Source organism: Streptomyces sp. NPDC044704, from assembly GCF_056433525.1.
The window spans coordinates 131804-157192 of record NZ_JBWKGY010000005.1 but is presented as its reverse complement, the minus strand read 5'-3'; the positions used below and the strand labels follow the sequence as shown (position 1 = coordinate 157192).

The following is a 25389-nucleotide window of genomic DNA, read 5'->3' as shown; positions in this document are numbered from 1 at the left end:
ACTTGTCCACAGCCGTTTCGGTGGGTTTGGGGGCCAACCGCGTGATTCGCCCTGTGGACTACTGATCGAGCACTATCGGCCGCCGCGCCGGGCCAGATCGTTCATCGTCCGGGCCTGGAGCTCCCGCTCCGTCGCCGCCCGGACGAACTCCGCCACGTGATCGGGACCCACCAGCTCCTGCACCGCCCGCACCGTCTCCGCCGGCAGCGCGACCGGCGCGGGACCCGACGGCTGAGCGGCGCCGGCCGCGCCCAGGTGCCGCTGGAGGTGCCGGGTCGCGAACAGCCTCATCGCCCGCGCGAGTTCGGCGTCCACCGTCTGCTGGGCCAGGGGCCGCAGCCTCCGTACCATCGTCGCCGCCTCGGCCGCGTCGGCGTCCGTCGGAGGCACCTGCCCGAGGTAGCGGGCGAAGACGTGCTCGGTGGTGAACTCCAGGAAGCGCGAGGCGATGTGCTCGACCTGCCCCCGCAGTTCGCGCAGGTGGCCGGTGATCGCCACCAGCGGCACCCCGGCCGCGTACAGCTCGGCGGCGACCGCCAGCTCCTGCGGCGACGGCACCAGGAACTCGTCCGGACGGCCGGGGAGCCGCTCCAGCACCCCCAGCTCGCAGGCCTCGTTCACCGCGTCGTCGTCGGGTCTGCCGCCGAACCGTTCGTTCAGGTCGGCGCGGCTGATCCGGGCCGCCTCCTCGTCGGTCCACGGCCCGTGCACCTCGGCGACCAGGCCGAGTACGCCGCCGAGCCCGCGCCCCGCGTCCCAGGCCTCCAGCAGCTCCTTGATGGAGGCCAGGGTGTAGCCGCGGTCCAGCAGGTCCGCGATCTGCCGCAGCCGTGCCAGATGCGTGTCCCGGTAGACGTTGGACCGGCCGCGGCGCTCCGGCTTCGGCAGCAGACCGCGGTCCTGGTACGCCCGGATCGTGCGCACCGTCGCCCCGCTGTGGTGGGCCAGATCCTCGATCCGGTACTCGGCTACCGCCTGATCGGACAATCCCGGCTCCCTACGACATGGCGGCTCGGCCGACCGCGCCCGCCGCGGTCCGGGCGGCAGGAGGCGCCGCCAGGTACTCGAGCGCCGTGCGCAGCGAGCCCTCCTGCGAGGGATGGTACGACCGTCGGGAGGAGCGGGGTATGGCCGTGCCGGGCCCTCTCGGCGGGCCCTCCCCGGACGCCTCGACGCGCCACCGCTCCCCGGCGCCCCCGACCGGGGTCACAGCTTCGGCTCCAGCCGCGCGATCCGCCGCAGCGTGCGCGGCGCGAAGCGGGACATCCACAGGGCGCCCTTGGACTCGGGGGTGACCGGCACGACGGCCTGGTTCTTCACCACGGCCAGCAGGATCGCGTCGGCGACCTTCTCCGGGGGGAAGTTGCGCAGCCCGTACATCCGCGAGGAGCTCTCCTGGCGGCGCTTCTCCTCGGCCGGGTCCGCTCCGGCGAACCGGGAGGTGGCGGCGATGTTGGTGTTGACGATGCCCGGGCAGATCGCGGAGACCCCGATCGACTGCGAGGCGAGCTCGGCGCGCAGGCACTCGCTGAGCATCAGGACGGCGGCCTTGGAGGTGCTGTACGCGGGGAGGGTCCGGGAGGGCAGGTAGGCGGCCGCGGAGGCGGTGTTGACGATGTGCCCGCCCTGGCCGCGCTCGGCCATCTGCTTCCCGAAGATCCGGCAGCCGTGGATCACACCCCACAGGTTGACGTCGAGGACCGTCTTCCAGTCCTCGGAGGTGGTCTCCAGGAAGGGCCCCGACAGGCCGATGCCGGCATTGTTGACCAGCACGTCCACGGTGCCGTACTCGGCGGCGACCTTCGCGGCGAGCTTCTCCATCGCCTGCTCGTCGCTCACGTCGACGCATTCGCCCCAGGCTTCGGGAGCGCCGACGAGCCGGGCCATCTCGGCGGTGCGCGCCGCGCCCTCGGCGTCCCGGTCCACGGCCACCACCCGGGCCCCGGCCTCGGCGAACGCGAAGGCCGTGGCCCGTCCGATGCCGCTGGCGGCGCCGGTGACCAGGACCAGCTGCCCGCCGAACCGGTCGGCGTACTTCCCGGGGGCCTTCTGCTCGGGTGCCCGTGTGGCGGGCTCCTCCCGGGCGGTCACGAACTCCGAGATCCACGCCGCGATCTGGTCGGGCCGGGTGCGCGGTACCCAGTGCTTGGCGGGCAGGGTCCGCCGCACCAGGTCCGGAGCCCACAGCTCCAGCTCGTCGTAGAGCCGCTCGGAGAGGAAGGCGTCCCCGGTCGGGGTGATCAGCTGCACCGGTACGTGCGCGTAGGCGTCGGCGCGGGGCCGGCTCATGCGGGCGCGGACGTTGTCGCGGTACAGCCAGGCACCGTGCGCGGCGTCCGAGGCCAGCGAGGCCGTCGGGTAGGGGCCGGCCGGGATGTTCTCCAGGCGCTCGAGCATCTTCGGCCACTGCTTGCCGAGCGGTCCGCGCCAGGCGAGCTCCGGCAGCAACGGCGTGTGCAGCAGGTACACGTACCAGGACTTCGCGCCCTGGCTCAGCAGCTGGGCCGCCCGGCGCGGGGTGGGACGCGCCATCCGCTTCTTGATCCAGTGCCCGAAGTGGTCGAGGGAGGGCCCGGACATCGAGGTGAAGGACGCGATCCGCCCCTCGGTGCGGGCGACCGTGGCGAACTCCCAGCCCTGTACGGAGCCCCAGTCGTGGCCCACCAGGTGCACCGGCCGGTCCGGGCTGACCGCGTCCGCCACGGCCAGGAAGTCGTCGGTCAGCTTCTCCAGGGTGAACCCGCCGCGCAGCGGGACCGGGGCCGTGGACCGCCCGTGGCCCCGGACGTCGTACAGCACCACGTGGAAGCGGGCGGCGAGGCGTTCGGCGACCTCCGACCAGACCTCCTTGGTGTCCGGGTAGCCGTGCACCAGGATCACGGTCGGCCGGTCCGTTTCGCCGAGTTCCACGACGCACAGTTCGATGCCGCCGGTGTTCACCCGGCGCTCCCGCGCGCCCGCCAGTGCCGTACCGCTCATCCCGCTCATGCCGCCTTCTCCTCAGCCCAGCGCCGCACGTGCGGCAGGTCGTCGTCGAGCCAGTACGCGCTCTCCTCGGGGTCCCGGGAATCGGTGACCACCAGGATCTCCTCGAACTTCGCTCCGGTGCCGCGGAAGCCCAGGTGCGGCTCCACCGCCCACAGGCCGGGCTGCGGCGGGTGGTCGGAGAAGTGGTACGGGCTCCACAGCGGGGACCAGCCCTCGCGGTGCCCGTGCAGGGCGTCGGAGGCCAGACCCCTGAGGGACCGCGTACCGAATCCGAACGCGGTCGGCGACCAGCGCCGCTCCTCGACCCGGTCTATTTTGTGCGCGATCACGCCGAAGGGGTAGGCCCGGTGCCGGTTCGCGTACCCCTGCCGCGTCATCAGCCGTTCGACGTTCTCGTAGATCTCGCGCAGGGAGCGGCGCTCGCGCACCTGCTCCAGGATCAGGTCCCGGTGCGGCCGCAGGTCGGCCATCAGCCGGTCCTGTACCGGGTTGAGGCCGAGGCTCCCGGAGTAGCCGATGTCGGCCGCGTAGCCCCGGTGGACCGGCGCCATGTCGAGGATGAACGGCATCCCAGGCTCCAGCTTCCGGTTCGTCGGGAAGAACTGGAGGGGGACCCTGAACCCGGCGAAGGCGGTGCGGTCCCCGAACCAGGCGAACGGGAGGTGGAACCAGTCCCTCACGCCGCGCTCGCGCAGCCAGTCGCGCTGCATCCGCGCCGCCTCGCGCTCGGTCACGCCGGGCCGCAGCTGGGCCGCGACGGTCTCGGCGCACTCGTAGGCGAGGCGCTGAACCTCCCGGAAGCCGCTCAGCTCGGCGGAGGGCCGCCGGGCGGGCGGCGCGGTGCGTTGCTTCGTGTCCCCAGCCATAGCAGCCGTCCGTCCTCATCGCCGTACGCGCCCGTAAGTTGACACTGATGAATGTGACAATGACCGGAGATCACGTCAAGGGGCGTGCACGGACCTGTGGACGAACTTGTCCGGTTCGCATCAGCCTTGCGTCGGGGTTCGTAGTCCTCAAGGCGGATACGGGTTCCCGCTCCAGGTCTGACGATCCGCGCGACGTTCGGGACTAACGTCGAACTCGTGACTGTCATCGCGACCGAAAGCCTGAGCAAGCGGTACCCCCGAGTGACCGCCCTCGACCGGCTCTCCCTGGACATCGGACCCGGCGTCACCGGGCTCGTGGGTGCCAACGGAGCCGGCAAGTCCACGCTGATCAAGATCCTGCTCGGACTGTCCCCCGCCACCGAGGGCCGCGCCGCCGTGCTCGGACTCGACGTCGCCACGCATGGCAGCGCCATCCGTGAGCGCGTCGGCTACATGCCCGAACACGACTGCCTGCCACCCGACGTGTCGGCCACCGAGTTCGTCGTGCACATGGCCCGCATGTCCGGGCTGCCGCCGACGGCGGCACGCGAGCGGACCGCGGACACCCTGCGCCACGTCGGGCTGTACGAGGAGCGCTATCGCCCCATCGGCGGCTACTCCACCGGCATGAAGCAGCGCGTCAAGCTGGCGCAGGCGCTCGTCCACGACCCGCAGCTGGTCCTCCTCGACGAGCCGACGAACGGCCTCGACCCGGTCGGCCGCGACGAGATGCTCGGCCTGATCCGCCGCGTCTACACCGACTTCGGCATCTCCGTCCTGGTCACCTCCCACCTCCTCGGCGAGCTGGAGCGGACCTGTGACCACGTGGTGGTCGTCGACGGCGGCAAGCTGCTGCGGTCGAGCTCCACGAGCGACTTCACGCAGACCACCACCACCCTCGCGGTCGAGGTCACCGACTCCGACGCGCACCCGGACGGCACCGCCGCCCTGCGTACGGCGCTGGTGGCGGCGGGCATCACCCTCCACGCCGGCGAGGAGCAGGGCCTGCCCGGAGCGGGCCACATCCTGCTGATCGAGGCCACGGGCGAGGACACGTACGACACGGTCCGCGACACCGTCGCCGACCTGGGCATCGGCCTGGTCCGCATGGAGCAGCGCCGCCACCACATCGCGGAGGTCTTCCGCGACAGCGACCGGGCGGCCGCACAGCAGCCGGCCCAGCCGCAGGTACAGCAGCAGGGCCAGCCGCAGGGACGGCCCTCCGCCCAGCCGGCAGACCAGCAACCCGGCCAGCAGTCCGCCCAGCACCTCGTCCAGCAGAAGGGAGCCGGTTCCGATGGCGCCTGACACCTCGACCCAGATCCACAACATCGGCTACCGGTCCTACGACGGCCCCCGCCTCGGCCGCGCCTACGCCCGCAAGTCGCTCTTCTCGCAGTCCCTGCGGGGTGCGTACGGACTCGGCCGTTCGGCCAAGTCCAAGGTGCTGCCGATGATCCTCTTCGCGGTGATGTGCGTGCCCGCGCTGATCATCGTCGCCGTGGCCATCGCCGTCCCCGGCTCCACCGACCTGCCGATCAAGTACACGACGTACGCCCTGACCACTCAGGTGATCATCGGCCTTTACCTCGCGTCCCAAGCCCCCCAGTCGGTCTCCCGGGACCTGCGGTTCAAGACCGTGCCGCTGTACTTCTCACGCCCCATCGAGCGCGTCGACTACGTGGTGGCCAAGTACGCGGCCATGGCCTCGGCCCTCTTCATCCTCACCGCCACCCCGCTGCTGATCATGTGGATCGGCTCGCTGCTGGCGAAGTTCGACTTCGGTGACCAGACCAAGGGATTCGGGCAGGGACTGGTGTCCGTACTGCTGCTTTCGCTGCTCTTCGCCGGGCTCGGCCTGGTCATGGCCGCGCTCACCCCGCGCCGCGGCTTCGGCGTCGCCGCCGTGATCGGCCTGCTGCTCATCCCCTACGGCGCCGTCTCCACCGTGCAGGCCGTGGCCTACTCGACGGGGAACACCGGAGCCATCGACTGGATGGGCCTGTTCTCCCCGATCACCCTGATCGACGGAGTGCAGACCGCGTTCCTGGACGCCACCTCGGCGTTCCCCGGCGGTGAGGGCCCCTCGGCCGCCGTCGGTGTCGTCTACCTGCTCGTCGTCCTCGGCCTCATCGCCGGCTCCTACGCCGCCCTGATGGCCCGCTACCGGAAGGCCGGGCTGTGACCGTCATCGACATCGACCACACCTCCCGCTGGTTCGGCAACGTCGTCGCCGTGAACGACGTGACCATGCGGATCGGCCCCGGTGTGACCGGACTGCTGGGTCCCAACGGCGCCGGAAAGTCCACCCTCATCAACATGATGGGCGGCTTCCTCGCGCCCTCCACGGGGACCGTCACCCTCGACGGCGCGCCGATCTGGCGCAACGAGCAGGTCTACAAGCAGATCGGCGTCGTGCCCGAACGCGAGGCCATGTACGACTTCCTCACCGGCCGTGAGTTCGTGGTGGCCAACGCCGAACTGCACGGGCTCGACGACGCGGACGCCCAGCGCGCCCTCGCGACCGTCGAGATGGAGTACGCCCAGGACCGCAAGATCTCCACGTACTCCAAGGGCATGCGCCAGCGCGTGAAGATGGCGTCCGCGCTCGTCCACGACCCGTCCGTGCTGCTCCTCGACGAGCCGTTCAACGGCATGGACCCGCGTCAGCGCATGCAGCTCATGGAGCTGCTGCGGCGGATGGGCGACGAAGGCCGCACCGTCCTGTTCTCCTCCCACATCCTGGAGGAGGTCGAGCAGCTCGCCTCCCACATCGAGGTGGTCGTCGCCGGCCGGCACGCCGCCTCCGGCGACTTCCGCCGGATCCGCCGCCTGATGACGGACCGACCGCACCGCTACCTGATCCGGTCCTCCGACGACCGGGCCCTCGCCGCGGCCCTGATCGCCGACCCGTCCACCGCCGGCATCGAGGTCGACCTCAAGGAAGGCGCCCTGCGCATCCAGGCCGTCGACTTCGGACGCTTCACCGAGCTGCTCCCGCAGGTCGCCCGGGCGCACGGCATCCGGCTGCTCACGGTCTCGCCCTCCGACGAGTCCCTCGAGTCGGTCTTCTCCTACCTCGTCACGGCCTGAAGGAGCTGGCATGTACAACCCCACCGTTGCCCGGCTCACCTACCGGGCCCTGCTCGGCCGCCGCCGCGCGCTGATCCTCTTCGCGCTGCCCGCCCTGCTGATCGTCATCTCCGTCGCCGTTCGGGCCTTCACCGGCGTGGACGACAAGGTCGCCGCCGACCTCCTCGGCGGGTTCGCCCTGGCGACGATGGTCCCGCTGATCGGCGTCATCGCCGGCACCGGAGCCATCGGCCCCGAGATCGACGACGGCTCGATCGTCTACCTGCTCTCCAAGCCGGTGAAGCGGCCGACGATCATCATGACCAAGCTGATCGTCGCGATCGCCGTCACCATGGCCTTCTCCGCGATCCCCACCCTGATCGCCGGATTCATCCTCAACGGCAACGGCCAGCAGATCGCCGTCGCCTACACCGTCGCCGCCCTCGTCGCCTCGATCGCCTACAGCGCGCTGTTCCTGCTGCTCGGCACCGTCAGCCGGCACGCGGTGGTCTTCGGCCTCGTCTACGCCCTGATCTGGGAGTCCCTCTTCGGCAGCCTGGTCTCCGGAGCCAAGACCCTCAGCGTCCAGCAGTGGTCGCTCTCCCTGGCCGAGAAGGTCGCCGGACCCGGGTATGTCGACGCCAGCGTCGGCCTGCCCACCGCCGTGATCCTGCTCCTCGTGGTCACCGTCGGCGCCACCGCCTACGCCGGCCAGAAGCTGCGCCGCCTCACCCTGGCCGGCGAGGAGTAGGCCCGCCGCCGCAGGCACCGCTAGCTGTGCCCCGCCCGGCCCACCGGCCGGGCGGGGCACAGGTTCGCGCGGGATCATCGGGTCATGATCGAGCCCACCGAGCCGGAGCCGTCCAGGCCCCTGCGGTCCTGGATACGTTCCTCGCCCGGGACGCACATCTGGCTGCTGATCATCGCCATCACCAGTGTCATCGTCGTGCTCGCCCCGGACCGGGTCGAGCACGTACTGCTCCACCGCAACAGCAGCAACATCCACGAGCTGGTCCGGTACCCCGTGCGTGCCCTGCTCAGCAGCGCGTTCTGGATCGAGAACCCGGCCTCGCTCGCCCTCTACGCCCTGCTCTTCGAGTGCTTCCACGCCCCCGTCGAGCGCTGGCTCGGCACCCTGCGCTGGCTCCTGATCGTCGCGACCGCTCACATCACGGCGACCCTGATCAGCCAGAAGGTCCTTCTGATGGCCATCCAGGACAACCGCGCGCCGCACAGCATGACCCACGTCGTCGACATCGGCGTCAGCTACGGCCTCGCGGCCTCGGTCGGTGTGCTGACCTACCGGCTGCCGAATCCCTGGCGATGGCTGTACCTGGCCGGCGCGGTCGCCTTCTTCGGGATCCCGCTCCTCACCGGCGGCAGCTTCACCGACCTCGGCCACGCCATTTCGCTCGCCGTCGGGCTGCTCGCCTGGCCGCTGACCCTGCACCAGGGGCCGCACACCGACCGCCCGCCCATCGATGTTTCACGTGAAACATGAGCGTTTCACGTGAAACAGGGTCATGTTTCACGTGAAACATCGGGGAAGACGGCCCGGACCCGCCAGCCGCCGCCGTCCTCCGGGCCTGCCCCGAGCGTGCCGCCGGCGCCCTCCACCCGCTCCCTCAGACCCACGAGGCCGGTGCCGCCACCGCCTCGTCGGAGACCGGGGAAGGACCGGGAGCCGCGGGGCGGTGCCGTGTGGGACACGCTCAACTCGATGCCGGCCGTGGTCCGGCGCACGGTGACCCGTACCGCGTCCACGCCCCGGGCGTGGCGCCGTACGTTCGTCAGGGCCTCCACCGCGACCCGGTACGCGGCCGTGTCCGCCTCCCGGGCCAGCGCGGTCAGCGCCTGCTCCTCCGCCTCCAGTACGCCGCCCTCGAAGCGGTCCACCAGCTCCGGCAGCTCCGCGAGCCCGGGAACCGGGGTGGTGGGCCCGCCGCCGGCCCTGCGCAGTGCGTGCACCGTGCGGTCCATCGAGGCCAGAGCACTCAGCCCGGACTCCTCGATGCGCTCCAGGGCGAGGACCGCCTGACGCGGATCGGCGTCCGCCACGAACCGGGCGGCCTGCGCCTGTACCACCATCGCGGTCACGTCGTGCGCGACGAAGTCATGCAGATCCCGGGCCACTTCGAGCTGCTGGTCGCGCCGGGCGTCCCGTACCGCCCGGCGCGTCCGCGCGGCCTGCCGCCGCAGGTGCCCACCGGCGGCCACGGCCCCCAGGGCGGGCAGCGACCAGAACGCTGCCGCACCACAGGCTTCGAGCCATGACCCTCCTTCGTCCCACACGAGAGGGGCCGGCCACAGCGCCACCGCCACGACGCCCAGGGCTCCGGCGGGGATTGCGTCCCGCCGGGAGGACCACCGGGCCACCAGTCCCAGCAGCGGCAGCAGTAACGCCATGGCCGACAGGGACCACGCCCCGGGCAGCCGTGCGAGGGAACAGGCGACGGACAGCGCGGAGGCGCCCGCAAGCGCCGGGGCGTAGAGGGCTCGCGGGTTCACGGTCATGAGGGCGACCCTACGGACGGCCCTGGCACGGGGCCATCTGCCGTTCGGCAGAGGGGAGCCGACGCCCGGGCCCCGAAGCCCGACGGCACGAAATTCGCTGGTAAGGGCCGTGCGGCAGGGGCAGAGTGGGCAGTGCGGGGAGCAACAAAAGGTCCGGGACAGCCACTTCGAGCGCGCCTCGCGGCGCGGGCTGTCCCGGACCTCTCGTACGTCGTGCGCCGTGCCCCGGCTACGCGGCGCCCAGCAGGCGTTCCAGTACCACCGCGATGCCGTCCTCCTGGTTGGAGGTCGTCACCTCGTCGGCCACGGCCTTGAGCTCCGGATGGGCGTTGGCCATGGCCACGCCGTGGGCGGACCAGCCGAACATGGGGATGTCGTTCGGCATGTCGCCGAAGGCGATCGTCTCCGCGGCCTTCACACCCAGCCGCCGTGCGGCCAGGGACAGGCCGGTGGCCTTGCTCAGGCCGAGCGGCAGGATCTCGACGATGCCGGGACCCGCCATCACGATGTCGACGAGGCTGCCGACGGTCGCCCGGGCCACCTTGACCAGCTCGTCCTCGCCCATCCCCGGGTGCTGGATGTAGAGCTTGTTCAGCGGGGCGGTCCAGACCGCCGCCGTGTCCTCCAGGTAGAGCGCCGGCAGGCCCTCCTGCACCTGGTAACCCGGACCGAACAGCACTTCGCCGTCCACCCCGTCCCGGCTGGCCGCCAGGGCCAGCGGACCCACCTCGGCCTCTATCTTCGACAGCGCCAGCCCGGCCAGCTGCCGGTCCAGCGTCACCGACGTCAGCAGCCGGTGCGCTCCCGCGTCGTAGACCTGCGCGCCCTGCCCGCACACGGCGATCCCCTTGTAACCGAGGTCGTCGAGCACGTGACGGGTCCAGGGCACGGCCCGGCCGGTGACGATGATGTGCGCCGCGCCCGCCGCGGTGGCCGCGGCGAGCGCTTCACGGGTGCGCTCCGAGACGGTGTCGTCGTCACGCAGCAGCGTGCCGTCGAGGTCCGTCGCGACGAGCTTGTACGGGAACGGGGCGGCCGGGCTCACTTGGTGATCGGCTCCAGCACCTCGCGGCCGCCCAGGTACGGACGGAGCACCGGAGGTACCCGCACCGAACCGTCGGCCTGCTGGTGGTTCTCCAGGATCGCGACGATGGTGCGCGGTACGGCGCACAACGTGCCGTTCAGCGTCGACAGCGGCGCGGTCTTCTTGCCCTCGCGGTAGCGGATCGACAGGCGGCGGGCCTGGAAGCCGTCACAGTTCGAGGCGGAGGTCAGCTCGCGGTACTTGCCCTGGGTCGGGATCCAGGCCTCGCAGTCGAACTTGCGCGAGGCGGAGGAGCCCAGGTCGCCGGTGGCCACGTCGATGACCTGGAACGGCAGCTCCAGGCTGGTCAGCCACTGCTTCTCCCATTCGAGGAGCCGCTGGTGCTCGGCCTCGGCCTCCTCCGGGGCGACGTACGAGAACATCTCGACCTTGTCGAACTGGTGGACGCGGAAGATGCCCCGGGTGTCCTTGCCGTAGGTACCGGCCTCGCGGCGGAAGCACGGCGAGAAGCCGGCGTAGCGCAGCGGAAGCTTGTCCGCGTCGATGATCTCGTCCATGTGGTACGCGGCGAGCGGGACCTCGGAGGTGCCGACCAGGTAGTAGTCGTCCTTCTCCAGGTGGTACACGTTCTCCGCGGCCTGGCCGAGGAATCCGGTGCCCTCCATGGCACGCGGGCGGACCAGGGCCGGCGTCAGCATGGGGATGAAGCCGGCCTCGGTGGCCTGCGCGATCGCGGCGTTCACCAGGGCGAGCTCCAGCAGCGCGCCGACACCGGTGAGGTAGTAGAAGCGCGAGCCCGACACCTTGGCGCCGCGCTCGACGTCGATGGCGCCGAGCGATTCGCCGAGCTCCAGGTGGTCCTTGGGCTCGAAGCCCTCGGCGCCGAAGTCACGGATCGTGCCGTGCGTTTCGAGGACGGTGAAGTCCTCCTCGCCGCCGACGGGGACGTCGCCGTGGACGATGTTGCCGAGCTTGAGGAGGAGCTGCTTGGCGGCCTCGTCGGCCTCGTTCTGCTCGGCCTCGGCGGCCTTGACGTCCTGCTTGAGCTGCTCGGCCTTGGTCAGCAGCTCGGCCCGCTCCTCCGGGGAGGCCTTGGGGATGAGCTTGCCGAGCGACTTCTGCTCGTTGCGCAGTTCGTCGAAGCGCATGCCGGAGGACCTGCGGCGCTCGTCGGCGGAGAGCAGTGCGTCGACGAGTTCGACGTCCTCTCCACGGGCGCGCTGCGAGGCGCGGACACGGTCAGGGTCTTCACGGAGCAGCCGGAGGTCAATCACCCCTCCAGGCTACCGGGCGGGGCTTCCTGGGATCACACCGATATCACGCTGCGTGTCGCTATGTCCCAATTGAGGCGAATGGAAATCTCTTGTCCGACGGCTGGAACCGATCGCCTGGCGGGTGTCGATAAAACCGGCCTCATTCGCCGAAAAGGGGCAAGGCCGCGCCGGGTGGGCGGGCCTGAGCAGCGTCGGAGGGTGTTCCTTGTCCACAGGAATTCCCCTCGGAGCTGTCTTATCCACAGGCTGTGTGCCGCATCTGTGGACACGGAATTAGATCAATAGGGATCCTGGCGGGGTGGGGTCCGATCCGGGTTCAAACCGCCCTCACACACTCATTCGGGTGGGAATGACTCGCTCCAAAGAGTTGATCGCTGATACGGGGGTGACAGCGTTCACCTGTCGCTCCCCAGCGCGAAACCTGAGGCCCCGGCCGATTTGTCGACCTTGTCGCGCCGCTCTGTCGACTTGTCCCCAGGTCCCCATCCCGGCCTGTGGATAACTCTGTGGACAGTGGACGAAGTCCTACGCGCGGCCGTCGAGGCAACGCGTCAGCCAGTCGGAGGCCTCGGTGAAGTCGCTGTCGGAGGTTCCCGGCCGCGCGTCCCGCACCTCACTCAGAGCGACACCGGCACGCGGGTAGGAGCCGAGGAAGCGGACCTGGGGACAGGTCCGCTTCAGACCCATCAGGGCCTCGCTGACCCGGCGGTCGGAGATGTGCCCCTCGGCGTCGACCGCGAAGCAGTAGTTGCCGATGCCCTGACCCGTCGGCCGGGACTGGATCAGCATCAGGTTCACTCCCCGGACGGCGAACTCCTGGAGCAGCTCCAGCAGCGCACCGGGGTGGTCCTCGCCCAGCCACAGCACCACGGAGGTCTTGTCGGCGCCGGTCGGCGCGGCGGGCCGGGCGGGCCGGCCGACGAGCACGAACCGGGTTTCGGCGTTCTCCGCGTCGTGGATCTCGGTGACCAGCGCTTCCAGCCCGTACGTGACGGCGGCGAACTCACCGGCGAAGGCCGCGTCGAACCGGCCCTCCTGCACCAGCCGGGCTCCGTCGGCGTTGGAGGCGGCCGACTCCCACACCGCGTCGGGCAGGTTCGCCCGCAGCCAGTTCCGCACCTGCGGCTGGGCGACGGGGTGCCCGGTGACGGTCTTGACGTCCGACAGCTTGGTCCCCGGCCGCACGAGCAGGGCGAACGCGATGGGCAGCAGCACCTCGCGGTAGATCATCAGAGGTTCGCCGGAGGCCAGCTCGTCGAGGGTGGCGGTGACCCCGCCCTCCACGGAGTTCTCGATCGGCACCAGCGCCGCCGCCGCCTCGCCGTTGCGCACGGCGTCCAGGGCGGCGGGGACCGAGACCATCGGGACGAGCTCCCGGGTGGCGGCTTCCGGCAGCGTACGGAGGGCGGCTTCGGTGAAGGTGCCCTCGGGACCGAGATAGGTGAAGCGGGTGGCCGACATGCGGTCAGCCTAATGCCGGGGCGGCCGCCGCAGCGGGGCCGTTCACCCTTCGAGCAGGCGCTGTCCGACGTACTCCCCGGCGCGCGGGCCGGGCGGAACGGCGTACAGGCCGCTGGACTCGTGCCGGATGAACGCGGACAGGGCGTCCCCGCGGTCGAGCTTGCGCTGGACGGGGACGAATCCGCGCAGCGGGTCGGCTTGCCAGCAGATGAACAGCAGCCCGGCGTCAGGCGTGCCGTCGGGGGCGATCCCGTCGTGGAAGGAGAAGGGCCGGCGGAGCATGGCGGCTCCGCCGTTCTGCTCGGGGGCCGAGATCCGGGCGTGGGCGTTGGAGGCGATGACGGGCTTTCCGTCGGCGCCGAGCTTGTCCAGGGCCATCTCCGTGGTCTCGGTGCCACCGGTCAGCGGGGCTCCGGTGGCCTTGGTCCGGCCGATGACCTGCTCCTGGTCGGCCAGGGACTGCTTGTCCCAGTCGTCGAGCAGCATCCGGATCCGGCGCACGACGGCGTACGAGCCCCCGGCCATCCAGGCGTGCTCGGCGGGCCCCGGCCCGGTGCCCGGCACGAAGATCCGCTTGTCGAAGTCCGGGTCCGCGGGCTTGGGGTTCCCGGTGCCGTCGACCTGGCCCATCAGGTTCCGCGCGGTCAGGGGCTTCGCGGTGGCGCCCGGGGTCCGGTTGAAGCCGTTCATCTGCCAGCGCACGCGTGCGGCGTCCCCGGCGTCCTTCTGTACGGCACGCAGGGCGTGGAAGGCGACGAGCCCGTCGTCCGCGCCGATCTGGACCCACAGGTCGCCGTTGCTGCGCTGGGCGTCGAGCCGGTCGGAGGAGAAGTCCGGCAGCGGGTCGAGGGCCGCCGGGCGGCGGGCGGTCAGGCCGGTGCGCTCGAAGAAGGAGTGCCCGAACCCGAAGGTGACGGTGAGGGAGGACGGCCCCGCGTCGAGGGCGATCCCGCTGTCTGCGGTCGGCGCGGTCTCGCCCGCCATCAGCCGCCGCGCGGTGTCGGACCAGCGGCGCAGCAGCGCGGCGGCCTCGGTGCGGCCGGCCCCGGGTGCCAGGTCGAAGGCGAGGACGTGGCCCTTGGCCTGGAGCGGGGTGGTGATCCCCGCCTGGTGGTCCCCGTCGAAGGCGACCCGGGAGGCGCCCAGGGAGGCGAGTGCCCCGGCCGGGCCGGTGGCACCGGCCGGGGAGTCGGCGATCGAGGCGTGGGTGAGGGCCCCGCCCGTGGCGCCGAGGGCGAGTCCGACGGCGCCGGCGGCGCCCACGGTGCCCAGCAGCCTGCGCCGGGAGATCTCGATGTCCGGGTTGCTCCCGGTGCTGTCGGTCACGCTGCTCAGCCGATCTTCACGTTCTTCTGGACGGTCGTCTGGTCGATGTCGGAGGTGCGGACGGTCACGTCGATGCGCCATTCACCCGTGAGCGGCAGCTGGACCCCGGACGCGGTCCAGTGTCCGGGACCGGAGCGGTCCGGGACGACCGGCAGCGGGCCGATCTCCTTGGCGGGCAGGGTGAAGGCCACCTTGATCTCGGGGAGGTCCAGGGGCTTGGCGTCCGGGCCCTCCGCCCACAGGTGGAGCGTGTTGGCGCCGACCCGGCCGGGGTCGAGCTCCAGCCGTACGGTGCCCTTGCCGTTCTGGCCGCCGGTGTCGAAGGGCAGGGTGATCTTGACGGGGCGGTTGGGCACCGCGGTGGCGGCCGCGCCCCGGCCGGTCTCCTGCTCCACGGCGCGACCGGGCTCGGTGCTGGTCAGGACGGTGGTGACGGCGAGCAGGGCCACGGCCACCGCCGCCTCCGCGAGGACCGACCGGCGCAGGCCGGCCCGGCCGGGATCGGCGTCGCGCACCTGGTGCTCGCGGGCCTTCTCGCGTGCGGCGTGCTGCCGGGCGAGCTGGGCGGCCCGCTTGGGGTCCGCGGGCTCGGGGTCGGCGGACTCGGTGCCGGCCGCCGCCTTCGAGGCCCCTGTTTCACGTGAAACATCGCTCCCCGAGAGCACCCCGGCCGCGGAGCCGGCCGACTCCCCGACCGGCTCTCCGGCCGACTCCCCGGCGACCTTGGCGGCCACCTTGTCGGACACCTCCGCGGCGGTCTCCGCCGGGGCGTCCGCGAGCCGGGCGGTCCACTTCCGCGAGAGGTAGGCGACGCCGAGGAGCACGGCGACCAGACCCACCTTGATCATCAGGAGCCGGCCGTAGCTGGTACCGGTGAGGGCCGACCAGCTGCCGAGCTGGCGCCAGGACTGGTAGACGCCGGTGACGGCGAGGACCACGACACTGATGAAGGCGACCTTCGAGAAGCGCCGTACGGCGTCCCGCTCGATGTCCGGCACCTTGTGCAGGGCGACCAGCAGTGCGGCGAGACCGCCGAGCCAGGCGGCCACGGCCAGCAGGTGCAGGATGTCGGCCGGCATCGCGATGGCGGGCTGGATCCCCGTGGAGGCGTGCTCGGAGAGGGCCCAGGTGGCGGCGATGCCGGCGGCCACCACGGCCCCGCCGAGCCCGAGCCCGAAGGCCAGGTCGCTCGTCTCCTTGCTGCCGTCGGGCTCCTGTCCGGATGCCTCCTGTCCGGATGCCTCCTGGGCCTGCTGGCGGCGTGCGTACGCCCCGAAGAGCACGGCGATGAACAGGGCGGCCGCGCCGAGGAGGAGCAGCCTGGAGACGAACGAGGCGCCGGTCTTGGTCTCCAGCACGGCCCGCAGCCCGGCGAGGTCGAAGACGTCGGCGAACTTCCCGGAGCCGGTGTACGGGTTGCGGAGCGCCAGCATCGCCAGGGTGGCGGCGGTGAGGGTGACCCAGCCCCGCAGGACCAGCTTCTGCAGCGGCCGTTCGGCGGCCCCCCGGCGCCAGCACAGCAGGATGAAGGCGGCGCCGCCGACGAGGACGGTGAACCCGGCGTAGGCGGCGTAGCGGGCGATCCCGTACGCGATGCCGACGGGCCCGCCGCCCGCCTGCTGGGTGGGCAGGGCGACGTCGGTGGCCGAGGGGGCGCCGATGGAGAAGGTGAAGGCGCCGGAGATCGGGTGGCTGTCCGCGGAGACGGCCTGCCAGGCGACGGTGTACGTACCGTCGGGCAGCCCGGTGTGGAGGGCGGTGCCGTACCGGATGACCGAGCCGCTGCACATGTCGCGCAGCTCGCCGGTGTCCACGCGCCTGCCCTGCGGGTCCATGACGCGGATGGAGTCGTCGCCCATGGCGACCTGCTCCGAGAAGGAGAGGGTGACCTGGGCGGGTGCCGTGGCGACCACCGCCCCGTCCTGGGGGTCGCTCGCGGTGAGTGCGGCGTGTGCCGTGGCCGGTCCGGCCGCGGTGAACAGGGTTGCCAGCAGGGCTGCGAGGACCAGCGCGAGCCGCGGCAGGAATGCCGTGATGCGGACCCGGGCTGGGGAAGGGGCGGGGGCGGTGGCCGTCATGGCGTGTCAGTTCCTCGGTCCGTCAGTGGGCGTTGGAGTTCTGTGCGTTGTAGGTCCGCTCTTTCACGTCGACCTCGACCTTGACCGGGTCGGCCTTCTCGAACCGGAGCTCGACGGTGATCTTGTCCCCGACGGCCGGCTTGTTCTTGAGTCCCATGAACATCACGTGGTCGCCGCCCCGCTGGAGCTTGAGCTCGCCGCCCGCGGGCACGTCCAGAGCCTGGACCTGCTGCATCTTCTGATCCTTGGTCTGGTGGATCTGAAGGTCGTCGGAGAGGGGGCTGGTGACGGCCGTCAGCTTGTCCGCGGTCTTCGAGTCGTTCTTGATGACCATGAAGGCGCCGGCCATCTTGTCGTTGACCGGTTCCGGCATGAAGGCCCCGCTGACCGTCAGCTTCGGCTTCGCGCCGTCGGATCCGGAGGAGGAGTCCGAAGAGGAGTCCGAGGAGCAGCCGGATATGGCGAGCGCGGCCGTCAGGGCGAGGGCGGCGGCGAGGGTGTTGCGGGTGGTGCGGCGGTTCACGGGTTCTCCCCCTTGGCGAGCTTCGGCAGGTCCTTGGTGTAGTCATCGACGGTGGTGCCCTCGCCGTAGAGGACGTAGCCCTCTTCCGTCTTGGGCGAGAACGCGATGACCTGGGCACCGTGCATGGAGACGACCTTGCCGTCGGGCCCCGTCGTGGGGGCCTCGATGCCGATGCCGAGCGAGCGCGCCGCGGTCTGGATGGTGGCGAAGTCCCCGGTCAGTCCGATGAAGGACGGGTCCTGGGCCTTGAGCCACGAGCCGAGGGATTCGGGAGTGTCCCGTTCGGGGTCCGTGGTGACGAACACGACCCGGAGGTCGTCCTGGTCCGCCTTCGGCAGCGCCTTCTTGGCGACGGCGATGTTGCTCATCGTCAGGGGGCACACGTCGGGGCAGTTGGTGTAGCCGAAGTAGATGAGCGTCGGCTTGCCCTTGGTCTGCTCGCGCAGGTTCCAGGGCTTGCCGGTGGTGTCCGTGAGGACGAGTTCCGGCTTGTCGAAGGGGCGGTCGAGGACCGTCGCGGCCCCGGCCTTCTTCTGACCGGTGATCTGGGTGACCGAACCGGTGTTCTTCGCCGTCTCACCGCCACAGGCGGAGAGGGCGAGGGCGGTCGCCACCGCGAGGGCGGCGACCGTCACACGTGTGGTGCGCATGGAGGAATGTCCCTGGGATCGGGGATGGTACGGATGTTCTGGGAACGACACGCCCTGCGGGCGCGGCAGGTCAGGAGGCGCGCCGACGCGAGGCGATGCCGAAGGCGACGCCGCCGAGGCCGATGACGATGCCGGCGATGCCGAGGGCGCGGGCGGTCGTGTCGGAGCCCTTGGCCGCGGCCTCGTCGTGGTGACCGTCCCCGGCCGCCTTGTCGTCCTTGCCGGCGTTCTTGGCCTCGTCGGCCTTCGTGTAGCCGCCGGCGGCGTGGTGGTCGTCGCCCTTGGCGGCGGTCAGCTTCAGGACGGGCGCCGGGGTCTGCGGCTCCGGGGCGCCTTCCTTGGCCTCCTCGATCCAGCGGACGACCTCGTTGTTGTCGTACGTCTGGATCGCCTTGAAGACCATCTGGTCGGCGTTCTCGGGGAGCTTGCCCACGGAGACCGGGAACTGCTGGAACTTGCCGGGCTCGATCTTGCCGCCGGACCAGGTCACCTTGGTGACGGCCTCGTTGATCTGCTTGCCGTGCACGGTGAGCGGCTTGTCGAGCTTGCTCTTCTCGACGCTCACGGTCCAGCCGGGGATGTCCTGAGGCATGACGGACGTGAGCGGCTGGTCGATCGGGAAGCTGACCTCCAGCTGCGTCGTGGACGCGTTGTCGCGCTCGTTGGGGACCTTGAAGTTGATCGTCGCGTAGCCGCCCTTGGTGGCGTCGCCGGGCTGCACGCTGACGTGCGCGAAGGCCGTCCCGGAAAGGACGAGGACGGAACCGGCGGCGAGGGCGGCGGCGAAGGAGACGCGAGAGGTCTTCATGCGGGAACACTCCACGGAAGCAGGGGTGACATCGGCTCCGCACACGGGCGCGCGCGGAGGTCGCGGCACCGGTGCTCCCGTCGCTCGTGCTCGGGGGGACGTAGGGGTGCCGCGTCAGGCTGCGAGGGCGAGCGCCGTGGGGGGCCCGCGCCTGGTCACCGTGTGCTGGAGCGCCTCACGGCCGGTCGCGGCCGCGGGGGCCGCCCCGCTGCGGCCGGTGCGCCGGGCCCGCGCGGGTGCGCCCGGGATGCCGGCGGCGAGGGCGCGTACGAAGGCCAGCGCGGCGCGCAGCGGACGTACGGGATCGGCCTCGGTGGACAGCCGGGACAGTTCGAGGAGCCGGAACAGCGCGGCGTCTCCCCGGCCCATCAGCCAGCCGGCCGCCAGCGCGGCCAGCAGGTGCCCGGCCAGCATGGCCGGGCTGAACAGCCCGGTCGCCTGCTGCCCGGCGGCGCCCGCCAGGTGCTCGTGCGCGGCGTGGCCCTGGGCGGCGGCCCCTCCGGCCACGGCGGCCGGGTCGAGGCCTGCGGCCTCCAGGATCCGTCGGGCGTCGGCCGGGCTGAGCGGTACGGAGTTGCCCCCGCAGACCAGCCGGGCGGCGAGCGCCGCGAGGGAGGTGTCGGAGTCCGCGGCCGTCGCCCGCGCGGCGGCCTCGCCGTGCTGGGAGAGACCGAACAGGGCGTGCAGTCCCACCTGCCCGGAGGCGAGCGCGGCGGCTATCCCGCCGGGTGAACGCCGCCGCCCCGAGAGCGGGGCCGCGACCGCGAACACGGCGACGAAGGCGGAGGCCAGCGCCCACCACGGCACGGCGGCGCAGGAGGCCACGGCGTGCCCGACAGCGGACAGCACGACGCAGACCGCGGCGAACACCGCGGCCCGGGTCGTCCGGAGCCCGGCTCCGGTGCGCGTCGTGTGGGGGGCAGTCATGGCCGGGCCATCATCGCACTGCGCTTAGGCCCTGCATACGGCAGGTACGGAAGGGACCCGTGCGTTCCGGCCTCCGGTCAGGCCGGGGTCAGCGAACGGGCGGTGCGCGCCCTGCGGCGGCCGCCGCGTACACCGCTCCGTGGGAATGCCGCATCGGCCGAATGAGGGCTCCGGCGGCCGCCGGGCGCTTACGGCCCGCCCGGGGCGGCAATAGGTAACCGTATGAGCATCTGGTGGTCTCTCCACTTGAGGCGCGAAGCCGCGAGCGTGCCGCTCGCCAGGCGACTGCTGCTGGGGACGATGGAGACCGCGGGGGTGGACCCGGACATCTCGTTCGACCTGTCGCTGGCACTGAGCGAGGCGTGCGCGAACGCGGTGGAGCACGGCGGCCGTGTCGCCGGCGCCGGCTGCGGGGTTCCGGGCGCGGGCGCCCACGACGGTTCCGGCGTCCCCGACGGCTGGGCCGACGCCGAAGGTGCGGGCGACGCGGACGACGCCGACGGGTCCGGGGCGTACCACGTCACGGCCTATCTGGACGGGGACCGCTGCCGCATCGAGGTGTCCGACTCCGGTCCGGGGTTCCCGGCCGCGACGGTGGCCCGCCGCAGACCCTCCCTGGCCGAGCACGGCCGCGGCCTGCACCTGATCGAGGAGCTCGCCGACCACGTCCGCTTCCGCAACCGGCCGGGCCGGGGAGCCGTGGTGAGCTTCGACAAGATGCTGAAGTGGCGCGACGACGCGCTGCTGAAGGTGTCGTAGCCGCCGCTTCCGTGAACGGAGCCGGCGCGGACGCGCCGGTGGGCGGGACCCCGCAGGAGGTCCCGCCCACCGTGAGCCGAAGGGGCGTCAGCCCTTGAGGCGCGCCATCCAGGCCTCGACCTCGTCCGAGGTGCGGGGCAGGCCGGCCGACAGGTTCCGGTTGCCGTCCTCGGTGACGAGGATGTCGTCCTCGATGCGGACGCCGATGCCCCGGTACTCCTCGGGCACGGTCAGGTCGTCGGCCTGGAAGTACAGCCCGGGCTCGACGGTCAGGCACATGCCCGGCTCCAGCGTGCCGTCGACGTACGCCTCGGTGCGCGCGGCGGCGCAGTCGTGGACGTCCATGCCGAGCATGTGGCCGGTGCCGTGCAGGGTCCAGCGGCGCTGGAGGCCGAGTTCCAGGACGCGCTCGACCGGGCCCTCCAGCAGGCCCCACTCGACGAGCTTCTCGGCGAGGACGTGCTGCGAGGCGTCGTGGAAGTCGCGGAACTTCGCCCCCGGCTTGACGGCGGCGATGCCGGCTTCCTGGGATGCGTACACCGCGTCGTAGATCTTGCGCTGGATGTCGGTGTAGGTGCCGTTGATCGGCAGGGTGCGCGTGACGTCGGCGGTGTAGAGGGAGTGGGTCTCCACACCGGCGTCGAGGAGGAGCAGGTCGCCGGAGCGGACGTCGCCGTCGTTGCGGACCCAGTGCAGGGTGCAGGCGTGCGGGCCGGCGGCGCAGATGGAGCCGTAGCCGACGTCGTTGCCCTCGACGCGGGCGCGCAGGAAGAAGGTGCCCTCGATGTAGCGCTCGGACGTGGCCTCGGCCTTGTCGAGGACCTTCACGACGTCCTCGAAGCCGCGGACCGTGGAGTCGACGGCCTTCTGCAGCTCGCCGATCTCGAAGGCGTCCTTCACGGCGCGGGCCTCGGAGAGGTAGACGCGCAGTTCCTCGTCGCGCTCCTTGGTCACCTTGTCGGTGAGGGCGGCCTCGATGACGGAGTCGTGCCCGCGCACGTTGCGGACCGGGCCCTCCGCCTCGGTGAGGGCGTCGGCGAGCTCGCGGACGTCCTTGGCCGGGATGCCCAGGAGCTGCTCGGCCTCGGCGAGGGAGTGGCGGCGGCCGACCCACAGCTCGCCCTGGCCGGACAGCCAGAACTCGCCGTTCTCGCGGTTGGAGCGCGGCAGCAGGTAGACCGTGGCGGTGTGGCCGGTCCCGCCGGTGGGCTCCAGGACCAGGACGCCGTTCTCGGTCTGGTCACCGGTGAGGTACGCGTACTCGGTCGAGGCGCGGAAGGGGTACTCGGTGTCGTTCGAGCGGGTCTTCAGCCGGCCGGCCGCGATGACGAGGCGCTCGCCGGGGAAGCGCGCGGACAGGGCGGCGCGGCGCTCCGCCGTGTGCCCGGCCTGGGCGATGGGTTCCAGGCCGCGCAGCTCGGTGTCGGCCCAGCCGGTGCGCATGCTCTCCGCGAGTTCTTCGCTGACGCCCGGGTACAGCCCGTTCTTGCGCTGCTTGTGCTTCTTCTGGGGCTGCTCTTCTTCCGGGGTCTCCGGGGTGAGCTCGTCAGCCACGTCTTCTCCTCAGCTGCTACGACATGCAGGTACCGGGTATGGACCTCATCCATCGTATGTGCGAAGAGAAGACGTCCGGCGGGACCTGTGACATATCAGTCAAACCGGACGATCGTCTTCCGGGGCCTCCCCCGAACGGCGGGTTCCCCCTCAGTCGAACCGGACGGCGAGCAGGACGACGTCCTCGTCGGGATCCGCGGAGGGCGCGGCCGGGTCCTCCCCCGGCAGTACGGTCCGCAGGATGTGGTCGCAGATCGAGGCCGGGTCGTCCCGGGCGGTACGGGGAACCCCCGCGGCCGCCGCGTGCAGCCGGGCGTACGCCCGGTCCATGGCGTCGCCGGTACGCCGCAACAGCCCGTCGGTGTAGAGCAGCACCGTTTCTCCGGGCGCGGGCTCGATCTCCACGCTCGGGGCCTCCCAGCAGGCGAGCATCCCCAGCGGCGCGGAGAGGGTGGTCTCCACGTACTCGGTGCGCCGCTCGCCGATGAGCAGCGGCGGGGCGTGCCCGGCCCCGGCCAGGACGATCTTCCGCGCGGCGGGCTCGCAGTAGGCGAACAGCGCGGTCGCCGAGCGGGCGGGCTCGGTCAGGCGCAGCAGCAGTTCGAGGTCGGACAGCACCGCGACGGGGTCCTCGCCCTCCATGACGGCGTACGCGCGCAGCGAGGCCCGCAGCCGACCCATGGCCGCGACGGCGCTCGGGCCGGAACCGGTGACGGATCCGACGGCCAGTCCCATGGCGCCCTCGGGCAGCGGGAGGGCGTCGTACCAGTCGCCGCCGCCGCGCGGTCCCGTGTGGTGCCGGGCCGCGAGCTGCACCCCGGCGATCCGGGGGAGCCGGCTGGGCAGCAGTTCCTCGGCGACGGTGGCCAGCCGGACGCGGGCGCGGTCCACCTCGACCATCCGGGCCAGGTGCTCGGCGGCGTGCCGCACGTACAGCCCGATGAGGTCGCGCTGCCGCTCGTTCGGCTCGGCCTGTTCGTCGTAGAGCCAGACCGCCGCGCCGAGCCGGCCGGTGGCGTCGGCGGTCAGCGGCAGCGCGTAGCTGGCCGCGTAGCCGAGCCGGGCCGCGACCTCGCGGTGGCGCGGGTCGACGGGGGGTTCGTAGCCGCCGGATCCGGGGGCCGCGGGCGCGCTGTCCGGCTCGGGGAGCACCTCGGAGCCGCCGTGGGCGTCCGGGAGTCCGTCGAGGATGCGGCCGTAGGAGGTGGCGCTGCGCGGCACGGTCTCGATGTGGCCGAGGTCCGCGCGACCGAGGCCGAGGCCGATGGTGGTGGTGGGGCCGAGGCCGTCGGAGGGTTCCAGGACCACCAGCCCCCGGCGTGCGCCGACGAGGGCGGCTCCGGCGCGCAGGAACTCCTGGAGGGAGGAGTCGAGGTCGCGGGCCCGGGCGAGGCGCTCGGTGAGCTCGTGCAGGGTGGTGAGGTCGGAGACCATGCCCGCCAGCCGGTCCTGGATGACGCTGCTCGCGGCAGGCGGAGCGGCCTGGGCGGGGGTGGTGCGTACGGGCGTGGAAGCGGGCGTGGGCGCCGGAGTCTGCGCTGACGCTGTAACTGCTGGATCGATTCCAGCCACTTTCGGCAGATGCGGGGCGCTCATGGCGTCCGCCTTTCCACCTGGTGCGATTCGCCATATAGCATCGCAAACCCCCAGATCGTGCTGCGCCGCCATCAATGGATCCACATCTACACGCACACGAGGAGCGATGTCCAGCATCGGACCAGCGGGAATCCTGGTGTCCGTGGGACGACAACTCACGGTCCAGCCAGGGCTAAAACTTGGCCGGAAAAAGCTGGAAGCGGACGGTTTTTGCGATCGACTGGGCGGGCGTCGTAGTGGCTTCGGGTACGTAATCGGTGGTGCCCAGGGTCAGTTGACGCCTCCCGGCACCGCCGGGAACCGCCCGGCACGGGCCGTCGTCCTTAGCGGCGGCAGCCGGTCTCGACACCGGTGCGGGTCGCGCTCCGCCCCCGCCGGACGTTTGATGGACCCGTAAGAAAACTGCACGAACCGTGTGAACCTGCTTCCGGCGGACAGTGACGCGAAACGTGTACGTGTGGTGAAACACCGCTCACATGGTGTGATGTGGCCCCTCGGCGTTCAACGGAAAGGAACGAGCGCTCATGCGCGAGATCCTCGGAAGGCGTCTCCAGCGGCTCCGCGACCGGTGGAAATCCCCGCGCGCCGTCTCCCGCTCCGCCTCGTCGCCCGAGGCCGCCGCGGGCCCGTCCCTGCTCGACGGGGCGCTCACCTGCGCCACGGTCTGGCAGTGGCCCATCCTCCCGGGCGTGGGCCGGGCCGGCGCCGAGAGCACGCGGTGCGCCTGCCCCGACCCCGACTGCGTGGTGCCCGGCGCGCACCCCTTCGACCCCGGACTGCTCGCCGCCACCACCGACGCCCGGATGGTGGCCTGGTGGTGGGCCAGGCGGCCCAGCGCCCCGGTGCTGCTGGCCACCGGTGGGGCGGCGCCGTGCGCGGTGAGCCTGCCGGCCGTCGCGGCCGCGCGTGCCGTCGGACGGCTGGACGCGCAGGGCATGCGGCTCGGGCCGATCGTCGCCTCGCCGACCCGGTGGTCCCTGCTGGTGGCCCCCTACTCGCTGGAGCGGCTCGGCGAACTCCTGTACGCCAAGGACCACGTGCCCTCCTCGCTGCGCTTCCACGGCGAGGGCGGCTACCTGTTGCTGCCGCCCTCGACCGCTTCGGGCGGCGGGCAGGTCTGCTGGGAGCGGGAACCCGCCGTGGGTTCCGGGGGTCCGTGGCTGCCGGAGGTCGAGGCGGTCGTGGACGCGCTCGTCGAGGCGAGCACCGGCGCCCCGGGCGGCGGAAGCCGGCTCGCGTACTGAGCTCGGCGGCCGCATCACTCGTACGGGTGCCAGGAGGGCCGGTTTCCAAGGGAATTGGGCGCGGGGATCTCCGCGCCCCTTTCCGGCGTCGCTATCTTCGGCGAATGAATCTCCGCCTGATCGGTATCGGCGCCGGTGTGCTGATCATCTTGTCGCTTCCTCTCGCCGGGGCGATCGCCGGGCCGGATTTCGCCGGTCAGGATGACGGAAAGGGCGGGGGTTTGCTCTCCTCGCTCGGCCTTTCCGACCCGTCCCGTACGCCGGACACCGCGCGGTCCGCCGAAGGTGCCGCCCGCCCGGCGCAGCCGGGGCCGGCCGAGCAGCCCCGTACGGATTCCCGCTGCGGTCCGGAACTCTCCTCCCCGCACGGGGTGGAGGCGCAGACCTGCGTCCTGGAGAGCGAGGGGCAGACCTGGGGCCGCAGTTACTACCGGAACACCAGCGGCCGGATCCTGGACGCCGTACTCACCGTCATGGGGCCGGCGGGGCGGACGGTACAGATCCGCTGCGCCGTGGGCGCGGGCGACGAGCCGGGTCTGTGCGAAACGCCCCGGGGTGAGTCGGTGGGTAAACCGGCCGACTACTCGGCCGTAGCGGAATTTGCAGTTCCGGATGATGAAGGGCAACTGCTCCTGCGGTCCGGGAGCAACTCACCGGAGCCGGGCGACGGTTGACCGCCGCCGGAAATGGAAGGGCCCGGTCGC

At 71.8% G+C, this 25389-nt stretch carries 23 protein-coding genes; 8 read left to right on the top strand and 15 right to left on the bottom strand.

Annotated features, from left to right (window positions below; genetic code table 11):
* Positions 1-72: 72 nt before the first annotated feature.
* The 3 genes from AC07B0_RS14595 to AC07B0_RS14585 all read right to left on the bottom strand — a co-directional run bounded on the left by AC07B0_RS14595 (position 73) and on the right by AC07B0_RS14585 (position 3854).
* On the bottom strand, positions 73-987 hold the full coding sequence (locus AC07B0_RS14595) for a MerR family transcriptional regulator (RefSeq protein ID WP_356876071.1): 915 nt from the start codon (positions 985-987) through the stop codon (positions 73-75).
* 219 nt (positions 988-1206) lie between these two features.
* The gene (locus AC07B0_RS14590; RefSeq protein ID WP_469377324.1) at positions 1207-2979 is read right to left on the bottom strand and encodes an SDR family oxidoreductase; all 1773 of its coding nucleotides are present in this window, start codon (positions 2977-2979) and stop codon (positions 1207-1209) included.
* A gap of 5 nt (positions 2980-2984) precedes the next feature.
* Positions 2985-3854 carry a M24 family metallopeptidase gene (locus AC07B0_RS14585; protein ID WP_469377112.1) on the bottom strand — a complete coding sequence of 290 codons (870 nt, stop codon included), beginning with the start codon at positions 3852-3854 and terminating at the stop codon, positions 2985-2987.
* A 216-nt stretch (positions 3855-4070) separates the two neighbouring features.
* Between AC07B0_RS14585 and AC07B0_RS14580 the strand changes: the two genes are divergently transcribed.
* The 5 genes from AC07B0_RS14580 to AC07B0_RS14560 all read left to right on the top strand — a co-directional run bounded on the left by AC07B0_RS14580 (position 4071) and on the right by AC07B0_RS14560 (position 8427).
* Complete coding sequence (locus tag AC07B0_RS14580) at positions 4071-5162, top strand: ABC transporter ATP-binding protein (protein WP_467295942.1); 1092 nt, start codon at positions 4071-4073, stop codon at positions 5160-5162.
* On the top strand, positions 5152-6039 hold the full coding sequence (locus AC07B0_RS14575; protein ID WP_356876077.1) for an ABC transporter permease subunit: 888 nt from the start codon (positions 5152-5154) through the stop codon (positions 6037-6039). The genes AC07B0_RS14580 and AC07B0_RS14575 overlap by 11 nt, the downstream gene beginning before the upstream one ends.
* A complete protein-coding gene (locus AC07B0_RS14570; protein ID WP_356876079.1) occupies positions 6036-6947 on the top strand; it encodes an ABC transporter ATP-binding protein in 912 nt (303 codons plus the stop codon). Before AC07B0_RS14575 ends, AC07B0_RS14570 begins: the two co-directional genes overlap by 4 nt.
* A 10-nt stretch (positions 6948-6957) precedes the next feature.
* Positions 6958-7677, top strand: coding sequence for an ABC transporter permease (locus AC07B0_RS14565; RefSeq protein ID WP_356876081.1), 720 nt, complete (start codon positions 6958-6960; stop codon positions 7675-7677).
* An 84-nt stretch (positions 7678-7761) separates the two neighbouring features.
* Positions 7762-8427, top strand: coding sequence for a rhomboid-like protein (locus AC07B0_RS14560; RefSeq protein ID WP_469377108.1), 666 nt, complete (start codon positions 7762-7764; stop codon positions 8425-8427).
* A gap of 20 nt (positions 8428-8447) precedes the next feature.
* On the opposite strand, the gene AC07B0_RS14555 is transcribed toward AC07B0_RS14560, so the two are convergent.
* From AC07B0_RS14555 to AC07B0_RS14510, 10 genes are all read right to left on the bottom strand, one after another.
* On the bottom strand, positions 8448-9440 hold the full coding sequence (locus tag AC07B0_RS14555; RefSeq protein WP_469377106.1) for a sensor histidine kinase: 993 nt from the start codon (positions 9438-9440) through the stop codon (positions 8448-8450).
* 229 nt (positions 9441-9669) lie between these two features.
* Entirely contained in the window at positions 9670-10485 is an 816-nt protein-coding gene (locus AC07B0_RS14550; RefSeq protein WP_356876087.1) for an HAD family hydrolase, read from the bottom strand.
* Entirely contained in the window at positions 10482-11759 is a 1278-nt protein-coding gene (serS, locus tag AC07B0_RS14545) for a serine--tRNA ligase (protein WP_356876089.1), read from the bottom strand. Before serS ends, AC07B0_RS14550 begins: the two co-directional genes overlap by 4 nt.
* Before the next feature lie 525 nt (positions 11760-12284).
* Positions 12285-13220: a prephenate dehydratase gene (pheA, locus tag AC07B0_RS14540; RefSeq protein ID WP_469377103.1), complete on the bottom strand. Its 936-nt coding sequence runs from the start codon at positions 13218-13220 to the stop codon at positions 12285-12287.
* A gap of 42 nt (positions 13221-13262) precedes the next feature.
* Positions 13263-14546 (bottom strand): iron uptake transporter deferrochelatase/peroxidase subunit, encoded by a 1284-nt coding sequence (efeB, locus tag AC07B0_RS14535; protein ID WP_469377101.1) that lies wholly within the window; start codon positions 14544-14546, stop codon positions 13263-13265.
* A gap of 5 nt (positions 14547-14551) precedes the next feature.
* Positions 14552-16624 carry a copper resistance CopC/CopD family protein gene (locus AC07B0_RS14530; protein ID WP_469377099.1) on the bottom strand — a complete coding sequence of 691 codons (2073 nt, stop codon included), beginning with the start codon at positions 16622-16624 and terminating at the stop codon, positions 14552-14554.
* Positions 16625-16646: 22 nt separating this feature from the next.
* Complete coding sequence (locus AC07B0_RS14525; protein ID WP_356876097.1) at positions 16647-17147, bottom strand: copper chaperone PCu(A)C; 501 nt, start codon at positions 17145-17147, stop codon at positions 16647-16649.
* Positions 17144-17797: an SCO family protein gene (locus tag AC07B0_RS14520; protein ID WP_469377096.1), complete on the bottom strand. Its 654-nt coding sequence runs from the start codon at positions 17795-17797 to the stop codon at positions 17144-17146. The genes AC07B0_RS14525 and AC07B0_RS14520 overlap by 4 nt, the downstream gene beginning before the upstream one ends.
* Positions 17798-17867: 70 nt before the next feature.
* Positions 17868-18605, bottom strand: a complete 738-nt coding sequence (locus tag AC07B0_RS14515) for a YcnI family copper-binding membrane protein (RefSeq protein WP_469377094.1) — start codon at positions 18603-18605, stop codon at positions 17868-17870.
* Between the two features lie 114 nt (positions 18606-18719).
* Positions 18720-19532, bottom strand: coding sequence for a hypothetical protein (locus tag AC07B0_RS14510; RefSeq protein ID WP_469377092.1), 813 nt, complete (start codon positions 19530-19532; stop codon positions 18720-18722).
* A 222-nt stretch (positions 19533-19754) separates the two neighbouring features.
* On the opposite strand from AC07B0_RS14510, the gene AC07B0_RS14505 reads away from it, so the two are divergent.
* Positions 19755-20291: an ATP-binding protein gene (locus AC07B0_RS14505; RefSeq protein ID WP_469377090.1), complete on the top strand. Its 537-nt coding sequence runs from the start codon at positions 19755-19757 to the stop codon at positions 20289-20291.
* 87 nt (positions 20292-20378) lie between these two features.
* On the opposite strand, the gene AC07B0_RS14500 is transcribed toward AC07B0_RS14505, so the two are convergent.
* Both AC07B0_RS14500 and AC07B0_RS14495 read right to left on the bottom strand, forming a co-directional pair.
* A complete protein-coding gene (locus AC07B0_RS14500; RefSeq protein ID WP_469377088.1) occupies positions 20379-21845 on the bottom strand; it encodes an aminopeptidase P family protein in 1467 nt (488 codons plus the stop codon).
* A gap of 150 nt (positions 21846-21995) precedes the next feature.
* Positions 21996-23558 carry a PP2C family protein-serine/threonine phosphatase gene (locus AC07B0_RS14495; protein ID WP_469377086.1) on the bottom strand — a complete coding sequence of 521 codons (1563 nt, stop codon included), beginning with the start codon at positions 23556-23558 and terminating at the stop codon, positions 21996-21998.
* A 407-nt stretch (positions 23559-23965) separates the two neighbouring features.
* Between AC07B0_RS14495 and AC07B0_RS14490 the strand changes: the two genes are divergently transcribed.
* Positions 23966-24685: a bifunctional DNA primase/polymerase gene (locus AC07B0_RS14490; RefSeq protein WP_478898263.1), complete on the top strand. Its 720-nt coding sequence runs from the start codon at positions 23966-23968 to the stop codon at positions 24683-24685.
* Positions 24686-24789: 104 nt separating this feature from the next.
* Complete coding sequence (locus AC07B0_RS14485) at positions 24790-25359, top strand: hypothetical protein (protein WP_469377084.1); 570 nt, start codon at positions 24790-24792, stop codon at positions 25357-25359.
* Positions 25360-25389 lie beyond the last annotated feature (30 nt).